The sequence below is a fragment of the Streptomyces sp. NPDC055103 genome (assembly GCF_053607625.1).
Map to the genome: position 1 here is coordinate 20,395 of NZ_JBSGTX010000003.1, position 12,586 is coordinate 32,980.

Here is a 12,586-nt window from a genome sequence, read left to right on the forward strand (position 1 = left end):
CGAAATCTCGGTGGGCTGGTTGCCGCTCCTGTGAGGAGTCAACTAACACCGCCCGCTGCGCCGTAAGGCGTGCAGGGGGCAAACAGTTTGCGCAGGGGCGTGCAGTGGTTCAGCTCTGCGGAACGTAGGGCCCAACAAGCGGTTGATTGTGAGCCCACCACGTCAGACAGGGTGAGGACTACAGCTCACCGGTAGTCCCGCTGCCGACCAGTACGGGTCTTTAGTTCACCGACGACTCACGCCGGGGCCCACTGAACAGTCAAGTGTGCTGGGCTTGCCAGTAGTTCGAACTGTGGGTGCGGGTCATCGTGGGTGCGCGACATGCGTACATGCTGCACCACGACCTTTGGAACATGTTCTGTGTCATCCGCTCAGTCATGGGACATGGAGGCAAAGAGCCGGAGAGGAAACACACCGCAACGTCCATCCATGGGAGGGGAGATGATTGCCCATGCCCCGACGGCCCCGCCCCCCGTGCTCGGTACCCGCGTGCCCCGAACTGACCGCCCGTGGCGGACGCTGTGCCGCACACGAGCGTGAGGCGAACGCACTACGGGAGACACCAGGGACGAGCGCGTACGGGCGACGGTGGCCGAACATCCGGCGCCGCTACCTCTACGCCCATCCGTGGTGCGTGCTGTGTACGAAGCCAGCGGCGGTGGCTGACCACTTCCCGGAGTCACGTCGCTCGCTGGTCGCGTGGCGTGCCCGATCCCGATGCGTGGTCGCGGCTGCGTCCGCTGTGCACGTCGTGCCACAACCGAGAGACCGCGAAGCATCAACCGGGCGGATGGGTTGCCGAGCGTCGCTCTCAGCGCGAAGCGGAGCGTCCGCCGTACTGAACAGGGGGTGACCCCCTACCCCTCCCGAGATTGCTCGGCAGGGAGGCAAAAAACTCGCATGGCTGATTACAGCTTTTGCGCGGAGCAAGGCGCCCGGTTTCCCGTCTTGGAAATCGGAACCCCTTGCTGCGCACTGCAGTGCAAGGCAACGATTAGACAGGACAGGGAACTTCGGGAAGGGAACGTGCATGAAGGTGACCATGCTCGCCACGACGTGCGACAAGTCCGACTGCCCCACCATCTACAAGACGGACCGGGGAACGATCCTCGTGCAGGGCGAGACGCCCACGGACCACGGGCTCTCGATTCCCGCTCACGAAACCCTCGTGGAGATCCCCATGGACCTGATCCGAGAGGCGTTCGGAGCCCAGCTCAGTGACTAGGACCCTCGGAGATCTCTTCGGCTCGTTCCAGCGAGAGGCGTTCCGGCTGGAAACCCTCGCCGACTACAGCCGATCTGGCAGCGTGGACGCGTACCGGATGTACCTGGACGGTCTGCCCAAGCCCGACGACTACAACGCCGACTGGCTTGCCGACGTACGGACGCACACCACCGCCGGGCGGCGGATGTACCGGGTGCACGTGCTCGCCCGGCCCCTCACCCCGTATCTGCGCTTCGAGCTCGGATGGGGCTACGTCACGAACGCCACGGCCGGCGAGGAGTTCTTCATCCTGGACGTGACGGAGCAGCCGAGTCCGCTGCCGCCGGGCGTCGGAGACTTCTGGCTGTTCGACGACACCGTCGCCGCCCCCATACGGTACGACGAAGCGGGCGGCTTCCTCGGGGCGGACGTGCTGGCCGATGACCGGGGCCCCGAGTACGTCACCTATCGGGATACGGCTCTGGCGCACGCCGTTCGCTTCGCCGACTGGTGGGCGAAGCACGAGACGTGAACCGTTCGGAGCTCGGCGCGGCACTGCGGGCACTACGTGACGCCTCCGGCAAGGAGGCGAAGGTGGTGGCCCGCGGTGCCGTCATGTCACAGAGCAAGTTCAGCAAGATCGAGACGGGGAAGCTGAGCCCCAGCGCCGACGACGTCGAGCGCATCCTCACCGCGATCGGCGTGTCCGACCAGGTGAAGGCCGAGTACATGGACGCGGCCCGTGCCGTCGCCACCGAGGCCAAGGCGTGGCGTCTGATCCAGCGCGCGGGGCTGCACAAGGCACAGCGGAAGCTCAAGGCCGTCGACGCCGACATGGGCACGCTTCGACTGTTCCAGCCCGCGCTCGTCCCTGGGCTCCTCCAGACCCCGGAGTACATGCGGGCGATCCTGTCCCGCCACAAGGACCTGACGGAGGCCACGGTTCGAGAGACCGTGAGCGCGAGGATCGAGCGGCAGGAAGTCCTGTACGACGGCAGCAAGACTCTGCGTTTCGTGATCACTGAACCGGTGCTGTCGTGGCTCATCGTGCCCCCGCTGGTCATGGCGGGGCAGTTGGACCGGCTCGTCTCCGTGTCGCGTATCCCTCATGTGGATCTGCGGGTGGTTCCGCTCGCCGGCCCGAAGCACGACATCCCCAATCACGCCTTCGTCGTCCGGGACGACAGGGCCGTGACCGTGGAGACCGTCCATGCCGAAGTGATCGTCACGGACCCGCGGGACGTCGCTCTGTACGTCGCGAAGTTCGACGGGTTCGCCGCTCATGCCCTTGAGGGCGACGAGATGCGCGCCCTGATCACCCGCACCCGGGACGAGCTTTTGCGGCAACGGGAAACGGGCTAGAAGCGCACCCCTGGGACGGCGACGCTCTACCCATCACAGGTTGAGCGAGGGAGCGGCGCCATGGCCACGAAGGCTGCGGTCGACACCAGCAGGGACGAGTACACGACGTACGTGCCGAGCGGTCACCGCTGCGTCAGGTGCGAGCAGCCGATCACCTCGTCGGAGCCATGCCGCCGGGCCACCCTCGGCACGGGGTCCGGCTCGCAGACCGTCACCTACCGGCACCTCGGCTGCAAGGACCCGCACAGCACCGAGCACGGGGCCTCACAGTGACCGCCCCGAAGCCGATCAACCCGATCGATGACGCTGACGGGCCGTACGCGGCTTCGCCCGAGGGCTGGTGGACGCGGTACGGAGGAGCCATCGACACCCGCTCCGGTGTCGTCCGCATCCCGTCCGGTCCGGACACGGCAGCGCTGCGTACCCATCCGTCCCCGTGCCGTTGCGGGGGCCGGTGATCGGCAGCGTGATCACCGTGCAGGAATGCCAGCGGTGCAGATGCCGCGTTCGCGGCGTGAACGGCCTCTACGCGTGCCCCAGGTGCGAGCACGTCAACCACTGGTCAGAGGCGCGTACCGCACAGACTCCCGTCCCTTCCGTGCTGACGCCGATGCGTACGGACGGGACGGGTACGCAGGACCGGCCCGGGGACCGCTTCCCCGTTCGTTCCGCCGAAGGGACACGCACCATGACGCGACAGCCGGAATTCTCCTTCGTCAAGACGGCCGCTTGCCGTGACGCGCAAGTGAACAACTGCCCCGAGGTCGCGACCAACGTTCCGGGGATCGTCGCGTTGCGCGACAGCGACCGGCCGGACACCATCGTCACGATGACGGCGGCGCAGTGGGCGGACCTGACGGCCGCTGTGAAGGCCGGCGAGTACGACGTGAGCGCCTGAGAGCAGGTCCGTCCCGTGCCGAAGTGCCCCCGCTGTGAGTCCGAGTGCCCCAACGACCCGGAGAACGGGTTGCCATGGTGTGCGCGGTGCGGGACCCACTTCGGGATCACCCCTCCCGCCTGCCGAGGGATGCGGTGGTGGCACAGCGTCGCCACCCGTACCCCGTTCCGGCCGCGCCAGCACTGAGCCGGACCACCCCAATCGCCCCGTCCGCGCGGCCTCACGGCTCCGTGGGCGGGGCTACTCGTCGTCCTGGTGCTGTACTTCGCGGCTGCTGTCGCGGACGAAAGAGCCCATGCCGGGGGTCGTGACGATGAGCCCGTCTTCCCGCAGTGCCGCGGTGGCCTTGCGGATCGTGGTTCGGGCCACGCCGAACTCGGCTTCCAACTGCACTTCGGACACCAGATGGCTCGGCGGGTATTCACCACTGGCGATGCGGCGGCGCAGGGTGTCCGCGATCTGCTGCCACTTTGGGCGGGTGGGGTCGAACTCAATCACGGACGGACAGTACTTATTCACCCTCATAGATACATAGAGGCACCTGTATACCCCTTGCTATGGACAGGGATATACAACATCGCTAGCGTCGGCGAACGAAAGCGCCCCGACAGACCGCTTAGGACCGGTCCGCCGGGGCTCTGCCGAACAGCTTTTGGGAGCTGAACGACCATGCGCGATGCTATCGCCCGCACCCTTTCCTGGGTGCTGTCCGTCCTCGCCCCTCGCCGGCCCGGACGCCACTCCGCCGCCTTCCTCGACGACCAGGCCGAGCGCCTCCCCGTCGCTCCGTGGACGAAACCGTGGCCGACGCCGACCCCCGAGCACGTCCGAGCGCTCTACACCCCACTGCGCGGCGAAGACGTCTCACTCATCCGTCCGTACTGCCGCATGGACGACACGATGGAACTCCGTGTGGTCTGCGAGCGGCGACGTGCTGCCGCCCTCGCCACACTCGGCGTGGACTGGCCGTACGGATACGAGGGGGACCAGTTCCAAGCCCTCGCCGATCTCGCCGTGGCGGTGACCGCATGACCCGCGATGGACTGACGAACCCGCTGCCCCGCGTGAACGTCGCGCTCTGCGTCAAGTGCCACACGCTCACGGAGACCCCGGTCCCCGTCCGCTGGATCCAAAGCAACAGCGGCCCCGGAACCACCCTCTACGCGTGCCCCGATCACTGGGAGGAACTCGCCCCCGGTCCGATGCCCGGAGAGCTTGAGCGGGACGTGTAGCCCCTCGCAGACACGAAAACGCCCCGTGCGGCCAAGTGCCGTGCGGGGCCTCCGGCTCAGTGCCGGACCAGGCAGAACGGGTGCCCGGCAGGGTCGGCGTACACCCGCCAGCTACGCCTGCCGTCCCCCTCGTCCAGGACGGTCGCGCCGTGGGCGAGGACCTGTTCCTGGGCCCTGTCCAGGTCCGCGACGCCGAAGTCGAGGTGGGACTGCTGGGGGCGTTCGGGGTCCGGCCACGTCGGCGGGCGGTGGTCGGCGACGCCCTGGAAGCAGAGCACGAGCCCGCCGGGGGTGTGCAGGGTGGACCAGGCGTCATCGAGGGACCAGCGGGGATCCGGCCGGTCGACCTCCCCGCCGAGGAGGGAGCGGTAGAACCCCGCGAGCTCGCGGGGCGCGGAACAGTCGATCACGAGGCACTGCAGGTCGGCGATCACGCGCGGATTCTAAGCGGCGACCCGCTCGGTGCCGCGCTTGGCGGCCCCATCGACCGCCGTCTCTGCCTTTCCCTGAGCCGCCACCCCTGCCGTCCCCTCGGCCTCCGTCCCTGCCGTCCCCTCGGCGGCCCGCTCCGCGTCTGCCGCGACCTCTGCCGCCCTCGCCGCCTCTCGCCTGGCCGCTCGGACCTGGGTGCGGACCGCGCCCATGCTCGCCGCGATGACCAGGGCGATGGCCAGTGCGTCGGTCGCGGAGAGCGCCTGGCTGAGGATGAGGAAGCCGGCCGCCGCCGCGATGGCCGGTTCCAGGCTCATCAGGATCGCGAAGGTGGGCGCGGGCAGGCGGCGCAGGGCGAGGAGTTCGAGGGTGTACGGCAGGACGGACGACATCAGCGCGACCCCGAGGCCGAGCAGGACCGTCGACGGTACGAGAAGCTTGTCGCCCGCCTCCGCGATGCCCAGCGGCAGGCTGAGGACGGCGCCGAAGGCCATGGCGAGCGCGAGCCCGTCGGCCTGCGGGAAGCGGCGGCCCGTGCGGGCGCTGAAGACGATGTACGCGGCCCACATCGCCCCCGCGGCGAGCGCGAAGGCGGCGCCGACGGGGTCGAGGCGGTCGAAGCCGCCACCGCTGAGCAGCACGACGCCGCCGAGGGCGAGTCCGGCCCAGAGGACGTTCGTCAGCCGGCGCGAGGCGACCACGGAGAGGATCAGCGGGCCGAGGACCTCCAGGGTCACGGCGGCGCCCAGCGGGATCCGGTCGGCGGCCTGGTAGAAGAGGATGTTCATGCCCGCCATGGCCGTACCGAAGGCGACGACGGTTCCCCAGTCGGAGCGGCTGTAGCCGCGGACCTTGGGCCGGCAGACGGCCAGCAGGACGACGGCGGCGAGTGCGAGCCGCAGGGTGACGACGCCGAGGGCCCCGGCGCGGGGCATGAGGAGAACGGCGACGGCGGAGCCGAACTGTACGGAGAGTCCGCCCGCGACGACGAGGGCGACGGGCCCGAGATGCCGGCGCGCACTCCCCCGCGCGGGAGCCCCCGGGGGCTCGACGGTCACGGCGACCGGCGTCACGTCCTTGCCCGCACTGTTCACCGTCTGCTCCTCCACACGACCATTAGTTCATTGAACTGTACGTCAAGTCCAACAGAATGCACTCACGTCGTACTCCCGCCAGGATCCCCCTCTCACGCTACGAGCCCCCGCGCGGCACCGGAAATGCCGATTGCGCTGCGGTTATGCTCCAGAGACATGAGCATCGAGCTACGCCACCTCCGCTGCTTCCTCGCCATCACCGAGGAATCCAGCCTGACCAGGGCGGCCGCCCGGCTCCACCTCACCCAGCCGGCCGTCTCCCGCACGCTCGCCGCGCTCGAACACCACCTCGGCGCCCGGCTCGTCGACCGCTCCACCCACCACCTCGCCCTCACCGCCGAGGGCATCGCCTTCCGGGACAGGGCGGCCGCGGCCCTCGCCGCCTTCGACGCCGCCGTCGACCCGGCCAGGCTCCGGCACCGCCCCCTGCGCCTCGGGCACGCCTGGTCGGCCTTCGGCCCGTACACCACTCCCCTGCTCAGGCGCTGGCAGCGCCGACACCCCGAAACCCCGCTCGAACTCCTCCGCATCGACGACCGCACGGCCGGGCTCGCCCGCGGCGAGGTCGACGCGGCGCTGCTCAGGGGCCCGGTCGACGCGCCCGGCCTCGTCACCGAGGAGCTCGCCACGGAGGAACGGGTCGCCGCGCTGCCCGCCGACAGCCCGCTCGCCGACCACCCCCGCCTCGCCCTCGGGGACCTGGCCGCCGAGACGATCGTCCTCAACACCGTCTCGGGTACGACCACGCTCGCGCTCTGGCCGGCCGGCGCCCGCCCGGCGGCCACGCTGACCGTCGCCAACACCGACGACTGGCTCACCGCGATCGCCGCGGGCCGCGGCACCGGCGTCTCCTCCGCCTCGACGGCCGCGCTCCACCCGCACCCGGGCGTCGCCTACCGCCCGCTGTCCGACGCGCCGCCGCTGCCGGTGGTCCTCGCCTGGCGGGACGCCTTCGCGCACCCGGCGACGGGCGCGCTGGTCGCGATGGCCCGCGAGATCGTCAGCGGGGACTGACGGAAACCGGGTCGGTTCGCCGAGCGGATCCGGGCTCCCGCCCGGGCGGGGGGAGTCACGCCAGGGGTCAGGCGGTCAGGCCGGCTCGACGAGGAGCTGGCCGCCGCTGAAGTGGACCTGGGCCTGCGTCCCGGCGTTGATGTTCCACTGCGGCGTGATCGTGACGCGTTCGCCGGGCTTCATGCCGGCGAGCAGGTGACGGCGGGAGGCGTAGACGCGGCTGGGGCCGTGGGCGGAGAGTCCGCGGGCGGGACTCTCCGGGGTGTACCCGCCGCTGGCCCGCCACAGCGCCCACACGGTGGCGGTGGCGCCGGCCGTGGTGTGCAGGGCCGCGGAGATGGTGACGTAGGCGGCACCGGACGACGGCACGGTGAAGGTGATGGGCGCCCAGGCCGCGGCGGGGAAGTCCTCGGAGGTCCCCAGGCGGTCGCACGCGGGGGCGGCCTTCTGGCTCGAGATCAGCAGCGGGGGACGGTGGGTGCCTTCGGTGAAGGGCGCGTCGGCCTGCCGGCGCAGCTGCTCGGCGGTGTGCCCGGCGGGTATCCCGTGCACCTGGATCCGTACGGTCGCGGGCTCGGAGTGGTTGCTGGCGACCCAGGCGACGGCGTCGATCCTGCGGGGACCGGCGGACCAGGTCTGCGGCGGGCTCCAGCTCCACTTGCCGTCGGCGTCCACGGGGGACTCGCCGACGCGGACGCCGTCGTCGAGCAGGTGGACGGCGCGCACGCCCTTCTGGGCGGTGCCGCGGAACTCGGGCCGGGGGTGGGTGTACGAGCCGTCCAGCGGCGTTTCGATGACAGGGGGTTCGACGTGGGTGACCACGTCGAAGGTGACGGTCGCGGTGTTGGTGAGGTCCTCGCCGCGTCCCGCGGCGACGACCAGGGTGTTCTCACCGGCCGGCCAGCCGCTCTCGCGGCGCCAGTTCCAGACGCCGTTCGGGCCGGGGGGCGTGGTTCCCACGCAGCGGGTGCCGACGAAGAAGTAGAGGGCGTCCGTCTCCGGCGGGCAGGCGCCGGTCAGGGCGACGAGCGGGCCGACGATCGCGTTCGCGCGCGGGGCCGTGATCGTCACCGGCTTCGGAGCGACGGGCTCGGGCTGGGGCTCGGGCAGCGGCTGGGACTGCGGCGGAATCTGCGCCTGGGGCTGGGGCTGGGACTGAGGCTTGGACTGGGCGCGCCACGGCCACTGCCGCTTGCGCTGCGACTGCGGCTCGGGCTGCGACTGCGTCTCCAGCTGAGGCACCGGCTGAAGCTGAGGCTGCGCTTCCGACTCCGACTCCGCCTCCTGCTCCGGCGCCGACTCCGGCTGCGGCTCCGGCCGCCTGCCCAGCCACGCTTCGGCCTCGACCAGCCGGGCTTCCCGCTCGGCGCTCGCGCTCTTCAAGGCGTCGGTCTCGTCCTCGCTGAGGACGGCGTCCACCGCTCGCTGCGGGAGGTCGGCAGGGGCGAGCAGGTCGTGCTCGACGAGCTGGGCCAGCAGCCAGGCGGCCGTGGCCTCCGCGCCGCGGGCGTTGAGGTGGGTCCAGTCCCGCTTGCCCTGCGGGTGCGCGGGGTGCTCGCCCGGTTCGAGCCAGCCCAGCAGCCGCACGGCCGCCGTCGGGCCGAGGTCCTGCCACAGCTCCGCGGACCACCGGTTGAGGTCCACCAGCGGCACGTCCGTGTCGGCGGCGGTCTTGACCATGAGGTCGGCGCGCTCGCGCAGCCCGTTGGCCACCCGCCCGTCCGCGTGGAAGGTCCCCCGCGCCAGCGACGTCACGAACACCGGCGACACCCCGAGCTCCCGCAGCGTCTGCGCGAACAGCTCCAGATACGCCCGGTATTCCTCGGGGCTCGTGTACTTGTCGGGCTCCATCATGTTCTGGTCGTTGTGCCCGAAGGAGATGAGCGCGATGTCGCCCCGCCGCGCCTCGTTGAGAACGCGGATGAAGGGATGGGTGTAGAAGCTGCGGCTCGAAGCGTTGTACAGCGCGTAGTTACGCACCTCGATGTGCCCGGCGAGCACCTCGGTAAGCGCCTGGCCCCAGCCCTGCAAGGGACGCTGCTGGGGATTCACCGCGGCGGTCGAGTCACCCAGAACAAGGATGCGCGGTCCGTTCGGACCGTCCGTCACGGATTCCTGTACGGGTGCGGTGGTCATGACGGGAACGCTCCGATGCGAACAGAGAACTTGTCGAGAAAGGGGTGGCTTCGACCGCAGCCCGACTTCCGGAGCGGGCCCCGGAGTCTCGCCTCAACGATTCCGCCATCGGAATTCGCCCATGCTTCCACGAGCTGATTCCGAAAGGGATTCGCCCGTAGCGCGGGCGCGCCTGGACAACATGCCACGCCCGGGACGAACGGTCAAAGGATTCTCACAGGGAACTCCGAGCCCCGCCGAAATCCCCACTCCGGATTCGAGCGAAAGACGAAGGATGCCCGAATTCATGAGCCTTTGGAACCGCCAGGGGTGACCAACCTCATGGCATCAGCAGGAGAGGGATAAATGCCCACTCTCACGACTTTTCCGGCCCGCTCCCCAGCCCCTCCTCCAGCCCCTCCGCGAGGAGTTCCGCCAGGTGTCGGCCCCGGAGGTCCGTCAGGTCGCCGATCTGGGTGCGGCAGGAGAAGCCGTCGGCCAGGACGGTCGTGCCGTCCGGGGCCGAGCGGAGCGCCGGGAGGAGCTGGTCCTCGGCGCAGGCCACCGAGACCTCGTAGTGGCCCGGCTCGAAGCCGAAGTTGCCCGCCAGGCCGCAGCAGCCGCCCGACAGCTCGCCCGTGAGGCCCGCGCGGGCGCGGAGGCGGCGGTCGGCGGCCTCGCCCAGGACCGCGTGCTGGTGGCAGTGGGTCTGGCCGGCGACCGGGCGGTCCAGGCGCGGCGGAGCCCAGTCGGGGGCCAGGGTCTCCAGGGCCTCGGCGAAGGTCAGGACGGAGGCCGCGAGGCGGGCGGCCCGGGGGTCGTCGGGGAGCAGTTCGGGCAGGTCGGTACGGAGGGCGGCCGCGCAGGAGGGTTCGAGCACGACCACCGGCCCGGGGCCGGACCCGCCCGAGCCGGGCCCCGCCGCGGACCCCGCGGAGGAGGCCTCCAGCACCTCCAGCACGTCCAGCGTCCGTCGCATCACCTTCCGCGCCGCCCCCAGCCGTCCCGTCGACACGTACGTCAGGCCGCAGCAGACCCGCCCCGGTGGGAGCGCCACGCCGAGGCCCGCGTCCTCCAGGACCCGTACCGCCGCGCTGCCCACCTCCGGGGCCAGGTGGTTCGTGAAGGTGTCGGGCCAGAGGGTCAGGGACGGCGGGCGGCGCGAGCCGCGCTCGCCGAACCACGACACGAACGTCCGGTCCGCCACCGTCGGCATCGACCGCTCCGGCGTCACCCCCGCGAGACGCGCCGCGAACGGCAGCCGCGTCGCGACGTTCACGCCCCGCCCGAACAGGTCCAGCCACCGGGGCAGACCGCCCATCGTCCAGTGGGAGCGCGGCCGCCGCCACCGGCCGGCGAGGCCCGCGTAGTGGTGGTCGAGGAACTCCGCCTTGTACGCGGCCATGTCGACGCCGACCGGGCAGTCGCTGCGGCACCCCTTGCAGGACAGGCACAGGTCGAGCGCCTCACGGACCTCCTCCGAGCGCCAGCCGTCGGTGATGACCTCCCCGAGCGCCATCTCGTGCAGCAGCCGCGCCCGCCCCCGCGTGGAGTGCTTCTCCTCCCCCGTCGCCCGGTAGGAGGGGCACATCACGGTCGCACCCGAACTGGGTCCGGCCACCCGGCACTTGGCGACGCCGACGCACCGCGCCGCCTCCCTCCCCACCCCCACCAGCGGCAGGCCCTCGAACCTCAGCCCCTCGTCCAGCCGCTTCGGGCGGACCAGCATCCCCGGGTTCAGCCCCCCGTCCGGGTCCCACACGTCCTTCACCGCACCGAAGAGGCCGACGAGCTCCTCCCCGTACATCCTCGGCAGCAGTTCGGCCCGCGCCTGCCCGTCGCCGTGCTCGCCGGAGAGCGAGCCGCCGTGGGCGACCACGAGATCCGCCACCGCCTCCGAGAAGCGGCGGAAGTCCCGTACCCCCTTGCCCGTCCACAGGTCGAAGTCGATCCGGACGTGCACACAGCCGTCCCCGAAGTGCCCGTACGGGATCCCCCGGAGACCGAAATCCGCCAGCAGGGCGCGGAACTCCCGCAGGTACGCCCCCAGCCGGGCCGGCGGCACCGCGCAGTCCTCCCAGCCCGGCCAGGCCTCCCCGCCCTCCGGCGTCCGCGTCGCCGTCCCGGCCGCGTCCTCGCGGATCCGCCACAGCGCCCGCTGCCCCGCCGGGTCCCGGACCAGAGCGGAGTCGAGCGCGTCCGCCGCCCGGACCAGGCCGCGCGCCGCGCCCTCCCCGTCCATCTCCACGAACAGCCACGCCCCGCCCCGGGGCAGCCCCGCGCCACCCTCGCGCACGAGGTCGGCGGCCATGCCCTCCACCGTCAGCGGCGCGTACGAGAGAAGTCCCGCCGCAGCCTCCGCCGCCGCGCTCTCGTCCGCGTACCCGAGGACGACGAGCACCGGCTCGGCCGGCAGCGGGACGAGCCGTACCGTCGCCTCCGTCACCACCCCGAGCGTGCCCTCGCTCCCGCAGAACGAGCGGACGACGTCCACACCCCGCTCCGGCAGCAGCGCGTCGAGGGCGTAGCCGGAGATCCGGCGCGGCAGGCCGGCCGGGTAGCCGGTCCGCAACAGGGCCAGATGACGGTCGACGAGCTCCCGGAGACCGGGCGGCGCGCCCTGCCCGTCCCGGCCGAGCGTCAACATGTCTCCCCGGTAGGTCACCACATCCAGCGAGCGCACGTTGTCCGCCGTGGTCCCCCAGGCGACCGAGTGCGCCCCGCACGCGTTGTTGCCGATCATTCCGCCGAGGGTGCAGCGGCTGTGCGTCGACGGGTCGGGGCCGAAGGTCAGCCCGTACGGGCGTGCCGCCTCCCGCAGCCGGTCGAGGACGATCCCCGGCCGGACCACGGCCGTCCGCGCCTCCGGGTCCAGGGAGACGAGACCCGCCATGTGCCGTGTGAGGTCGAGCACCACGCCCGCACCGGTGGCCTGGCCGCCGATGGAGGTGCCGCCGCCCCGCGCGACGACCGGTGTCGTCCCGTGCGCCCGGCACACCTCCAGGGCCGCCGCCACGTCGGCCGCGTCGCGCGGCGCGACCGTACCGACCGGCACCCGGCGGTAGTTGGAGGCGTCCATCGTCGTCAGGGCCCTCGCCGAGACGGAGAAGTCGACGTCTCCGGCGAGGGCGGCACGCAGGTCGGCGGCAAGGGCGGACGCAAGATCCTCGTGTGTTCCCACAACGCCAGGATGTCTCAGTCCTCGTCTCATCGGGCGGACATCTCGCGACCGGCG

Annotated in this window: 12 protein-coding genes and 1 pseudogene; 8 read left to right on the forward strand and 5 right to left on the reverse strand. The window is 71.4% G+C overall.

Features of this window, described 5'->3' with window-relative positions:
* The first annotated feature begins 1,030 nt into the window (after nt 1-1,030).
* The 5 genes from ACWFR1_RS03130 (at nt 1,031) to ACWFR1_RS03150 (ending at nt 3,464) form a co-directional block, all read left to right on the forward strand.
* A complete protein-coding gene (locus ACWFR1_RS03130; RefSeq protein WP_453545825.1) occupies nt 1,031-1,225 on the forward strand; it encodes a hypothetical protein in 195 nt (64 codons plus the stop codon).
* Nucleotides 1,218-1,736, forward strand: coding sequence for a DUF6879 family protein (locus ACWFR1_RS03135; RefSeq protein WP_453545827.1), 519 nt, complete (start codon nt 1,218-1,220; stop codon nt 1,734-1,736). The genes ACWFR1_RS03130 and ACWFR1_RS03135 overlap by 8 nt, the downstream gene beginning before the upstream one ends.
* Nucleotides 1,733-2,566, forward strand: a complete 834-nt coding sequence (locus tag ACWFR1_RS03140) for a helix-turn-helix domain-containing protein (RefSeq protein ID WP_453545828.1) — start codon at nt 1,733-1,735, stop codon at nt 2,564-2,566. Before ACWFR1_RS03135 ends, ACWFR1_RS03140 begins: the two co-directional genes overlap by 4 nt.
* Before the next feature lie 60 nt (nt 2,567-2,626).
* Nucleotides 2,627-2,839 carry a hypothetical protein gene (locus ACWFR1_RS03145; RefSeq protein WP_453545830.1) on the forward strand — a complete coding sequence of 71 codons (213 nt, stop codon included), beginning with the start codon at nt 2,627-2,629 and terminating at the stop codon, nt 2,837-2,839.
* A 415-nt stretch (nt 2,840-3,254) separates the two neighbouring features.
* Nucleotides 3,255-3,464: a DUF397 domain-containing protein gene (locus ACWFR1_RS03150; RefSeq protein WP_453545832.1), complete on the forward strand. Its 210-nt coding sequence runs from the start codon at nt 3,255-3,257 to the stop codon at nt 3,462-3,464.
* A 240-nt stretch (nt 3,465-3,704) separates the two neighbouring features.
* Here ACWFR1_RS03150 and ACWFR1_RS03155 read toward each other — a convergent pair whose 3' ends face one another.
* Nucleotides 3,705-3,962 (reverse strand): GntR family transcriptional regulator, encoded by a 258-nt coding sequence (locus ACWFR1_RS03155; RefSeq protein WP_453545835.1) that lies wholly within the window; start codon nt 3,960-3,962, stop codon nt 3,705-3,707.
* 171 nt (nt 3,963-4,133) lie between these two features.
* Between ACWFR1_RS03155 and ACWFR1_RS03160 the strand changes: the two genes are divergently transcribed.
* Nucleotides 4,134-4,496, forward strand: a complete 363-nt coding sequence (locus ACWFR1_RS03160; protein ID WP_453545837.1) for a hypothetical protein — start codon at nt 4,134-4,136, stop codon at nt 4,494-4,496.
* Nucleotides 4,493-4,696: a hypothetical protein gene (locus tag ACWFR1_RS03165; protein WP_453545840.1), complete on the forward strand. Its 204-nt coding sequence runs from the start codon at nt 4,493-4,495 to the stop codon at nt 4,694-4,696. Before ACWFR1_RS03160 ends, ACWFR1_RS03165 begins: the two co-directional genes overlap by 4 nt.
* 56 nt (nt 4,697-4,752) lie before the next feature.
* Here ACWFR1_RS03165 and ACWFR1_RS03170 read toward each other — a convergent pair whose 3' ends face one another.
* Complete coding sequence (locus tag ACWFR1_RS03170) at nt 4,753-5,130, reverse strand: VOC family protein (RefSeq protein ID WP_453545842.1); 378 nt, start codon at nt 5,128-5,130, stop codon at nt 4,753-4,755.
* 171 nt (nt 5,131-5,301) lie between these two features.
* Nucleotides 5,302-6,186: pseudogene (locus ACWFR1_RS03175) on the reverse strand (EamA family transporter); the annotation flags it as partial.
* Nucleotides 6,187-6,378: 192 nt separating this feature from the next.
* Between ACWFR1_RS03175 and ACWFR1_RS03180 the strand changes: the two are divergent.
* Nucleotides 6,379-7,236, forward strand: coding sequence for a LysR family transcriptional regulator (locus ACWFR1_RS03180; protein WP_453545845.1), 858 nt, complete (start codon nt 6,379-6,381; stop codon nt 7,234-7,236).
* A 75-nt stretch (nt 7,237-7,311) separates the two neighbouring features.
* Here the strand turns inward: ACWFR1_RS03180 and ACWFR1_RS03185 are convergent, their stop codons facing one another.
* Complete coding sequence (locus ACWFR1_RS03185) at nt 7,312-9,372, reverse strand: GDSL-type esterase/lipase family protein (RefSeq protein ID WP_453545847.1); 2,061 nt, start codon at nt 9,370-9,372, stop codon at nt 7,312-7,314.
* Between the two features lie 355 nt (nt 9,373-9,727).
* A complete protein-coding gene (locus ACWFR1_RS03190; protein WP_453545850.1) occupies nt 9,728-12,562 on the reverse strand; it encodes an FAD-binding and (Fe-S)-binding domain-containing protein in 2,835 nt (944 codons plus the stop codon).
* Nucleotides 12,563-12,586 lie beyond the last annotated feature (24 nt).

Excerpts from the sequence above, each read along its gene's own strand:
- ACWFR1_RS03190 (WP_453545850.1), bottom strand. The coding sequence starts at position 12,562 with ATGAGACGAGGACTGAGACATCCTGGCGTTGTGGGAACACACGAGGAT.
- ACWFR1_RS03160 (WP_453545837.1), top strand. The coding sequence starts at position 4,134 with ATGCGCGATGCTATCGCCCGCACCCTTTCCTGGGTGCTGTCCGTCCTC.
- ACWFR1_RS03185 (WP_453545847.1), bottom strand. The coding sequence starts at position 9,372 with ATGACCACCGCACCCGTACAGGAATCCGTGACGGACGGTCCGAACGGA.
- ACWFR1_RS03150 (WP_453545832.1), top strand. The coding sequence starts at position 3,255 with ATGACGCGACAGCCGGAATTCTCCTTCGTCAAGACGGCCGCTTGCCGT.
- ACWFR1_RS03165 (WP_453545840.1), top strand. The coding sequence starts at position 4,493 with ATGACCCGCGATGGACTGACGAACCCGCTGCCCCGCGTGAACGTCGCG.
- ACWFR1_RS03145 (WP_453545830.1), top strand. The coding sequence starts at position 2,627 with ATGGCCACGAAGGCTGCGGTCGACACCAGCAGGGACGAGTACACGACG.
- ACWFR1_RS03130 (WP_453545825.1), top strand. The coding sequence starts at position 1,031 with ATGAAGGTGACCATGCTCGCCACGACGTGCGACAAGTCCGACTGCCCC.
- ACWFR1_RS03180 (WP_453545845.1), top strand. The coding sequence starts at position 6,379 with ATGAGCATCGAGCTACGCCACCTCCGCTGCTTCCTCGCCATCACCGAG.